At 61.8% G+C, this 2977-nt stretch carries 2 protein-coding genes; both read left to right on the forward strand.

Going from position 1 to position 2977, the window contains the following annotated elements; translation table 11 throughout:
• The coding region (locus PMI37_RS27240) for an HlyD family efflux transporter periplasmic adaptor subunit (protein WP_045123311.1) at nt 1–368 on the forward strand (368 nt) is incomplete at its 5' end.
• Complete coding sequence (locus tag PMI37_RS27245) at nt 368–2464, forward strand: HlyD family efflux transporter periplasmic adaptor subunit (protein ID WP_008087361.1); 2097 nt, start codon at nt 368–370, stop codon at nt 2462–2464. The genes PMI37_RS27240 and PMI37_RS27245, both read left to right, overlap by 1 nt.
• Nucleotides 2465–2977: the final 513 nt, after the last annotated feature.

Consider the following 2977-nt stretch of genomic DNA (forward strand, 5'->3'; position numbering starts at 1 on the left):
GGCTGGGAAAGCCGGTAGTCACGGGCGAGCGCATCATGCAGGTGGCTGATCCGACTCAGCCGGCCATGCTCATTCAACTGGCGGTGGCCGATGCCATCGCACTGGAACCGGGCGCCGAGGTCACGCTGTTTCTGACCGCGTACCCGCTGACGCCGCTCAAGGGGCAGATTCTCGAAACCAGTTATCAGGCGCGGCCCAGCGATGAAGGTGTGGTCGCCTACCGCTTGCTCGCCAGCATTGACGGCGCTCCGGAGCACGCACGCCTCGGCCTGCACGGCACGGCGAAGCTTTACGGCGGTCGGGTGATGCTCGGTTATTACCTGCTACGCCGACCGCTGGCGACGCTGCGTGCCTGGAGTGGTTGGTAATGCTTGATCCGGCCGATCTGCCGGTGCCGCCCCTGCGCGAAGATTTGCGCTTGAGTGAAGCGGCCCACGGCAATAACGGCGAACCGGCGTGGGTGATTCAGGACACGGTGATCAACCGTTTCTACCGCATCGGCTGGCTGGAATTCGAGTGCCTGCTGCGCTGGGGTCAATCACCCCGCGCGATCAGCGAGCAGATCGCCGAAGGCACGGCACTCAAACCGGATGTCGAGCAGGTGCTGGATTTTCGTCAGTTCCTTGAGCAGCACCAATTACTGCGCGCCGGGCCTGCCGCGCTTGAGCGTCTGAAGTGCAAAAGCGCAGAAGGCAGTTGGCTGACCTGGCGCTGGTGGCTGCACCATTACCTGTTTTTCCGCATCCCGCTGCTGCGCCCGCAAAAGCCATTGCAGGTGCTCGCTCGGGCGCTGGGCTGGCTGTTTCATCCGCTGACGGGGATGGTCGTGCTGAGCCTGAGCCTGCTCGGCATCATTCTGGTGTTGCAGCAGTGGGACGTGTTCACCAGTGCCGTGGTCGAGTCGTTTTCCACCGAAGGCCTGTTCAGTTTTGCCTTGGCGCTGATCGTCGCGAAAACCCTGCATGAACTCGGGCATGCCTTGGTCGCCACGCGATTGGGCTTGCGGGTCGGGCACATGGGTATCGCGTTTGTGGTGATGTGGCCGATGCTCTACACCGACACCGGAGAGAGCTGGAAACTCAGCCGCTCGCGGCAACGGCTGGCAATCGCCTCGGCAGGCATCGTCACCGAGCTGTCGCTGGCCGGGTTGTCGACGCTGGGCTGGGCATTGTGCGACCCGGGCGCGCTGCGTAATGCGCTGCTGTATCTGGCGACCACCAGTTGGTTGCTGTCACTGGCGTTGAATGCCAGTCCGTTCATGCGGTTTGACGGTTACTTCATTCTTTCCGACCTGCTGGATTTTCCCAACCTGCACGAGCGTGCCTCGGCCCTGGCGCGCGTCACCCTGCGGCGCAATCTGCTGGGGCTGCAGGAGGATTGGCCGGAAACGTTCCCGAGCGGTCAGCGGCGCTTGCTGGTGACCTTCGCGATCATCACTTGGGTGTACCGACTCGTGCTGTTTCTGGGGATTGCGCTGGCGGTTTACCTGTTCTTCTTCAAGGTTCTGGGGATTTTCCTGTTCATGGTCGAACTGTCGTGGTTTATCGCAATGCCGGTGATGCGCGAACTGGGTCACTGGTGGAAGAATCGGGCGGCGATTGCGAGTCGGCGCAAAATCATGTTTTACGCGGTGCTGTTGGCGATTCTGCTGGGCCTGGCGATGCCGTGGCGTACGCAGATCGATGCGGTCGGTGTCGCCCGCGCCGAACACCAGTTGCGCGTGTATGCGCCCTACCCGGCGCGCCTGCAATCGATTCACCCGGACGGCCCGGTCAAGGCCGGGGAAACGCTGATCACCCTGGACGAACCGGACATCGCCTCGCGCCTGCAAACCAGCGAAGCGAGCGCCCGCAGTTATGAAGCACGACTGTCCGGGCTGATTGCCGACCCCGGCGGCCTCGCCGAAGACGCCGTAACTCGTCAGCGCCTCAACGTGCAGTTCGAAGAGGCCCGCGCCGCCCGCTCGGAAATCGCCCGGCTCAACCTGCAGACGCCGTTTGCCGGGGTCTGGCTGGATGTGAATCCGGACTGGAAACCGGGGCAATGGGTGGGTCGCCAGGAATCCTTGGGCGTGCTGATCGATCCACGCAGTTGGCAAGTCGACGCTTATGTCGCGCAGGATCAGGTGCATCGTATGGCGATCGGTGATCATGTGCGTTTTTACCCGGACGGCCAAACCGCGCCGCTGCCCGGCCGTGTTGTACAAATCGGCAGCACCCGCGCCAGCCAGTTGTCGCACCGCATGCTGTCGTCCCGCTTTGGCGGGCCCGTGCCGACGACCAATGCCGAACATTCGCTGATTCCGAGCAGTGCGCTGTTTCAGGTATTGATTCAACTGGATGAGCCATTGGCGAGCCTGCGCGAAACCCGTGGTCATCTGAAGATCGAAGGCGAACGCCGCAGCCTGCTGGCGGACGGTGCTACGCACGTCCTGGCCGTGCTGATGCGCGAAAGCGGCTTCTGACAAATACACACAAAACCCAGTCCCAATACAAAACCTGTGGCGAGGGGATTTATCCCCGATCGGCTGCGCAGCAGTCGCAAATCCGCCAGATACGGTTTACCTGATGATCCGGGCCAAAAAGGTCGGGGCTGCCATACAGCCCATCGGGGATAAATCCCCTCACCACAGGGGTTGTGGGAACCTTGGGTTAGCCAACAACCACGAAGATGATGATCGGGCCGCAGCCCGCCTAGGGACGGCGTAACGCAGGACAGTAACTGCCGAATGCCCCCAGTGCGCCGTGCCAATACAAAACCTGTGGTGAGGGGATTTATCCCCGATCGACTGCGCAGCAGTCGCAAATCCACCAGATACGGTTTCACTGATGATCCGGGCCAAAAAGTTCTGGGGCTGCCATGCAGCCCAATCGGGGATAAATCCCCTCACCACAGGGGTTGCGGAAACTTTGGGTTAGCCAACAACCACGAAAATGATGATCGGGCCGCAGCCTACCTAGGGACGGCGCAACGCAGG

The organism is Pseudomonas sp. GM80, from assembly GCF_000282515.1.
GTDB lineage: Bacteria > Pseudomonadota > Gammaproteobacteria > Pseudomonadales > Pseudomonadaceae > Aquipseudomonas.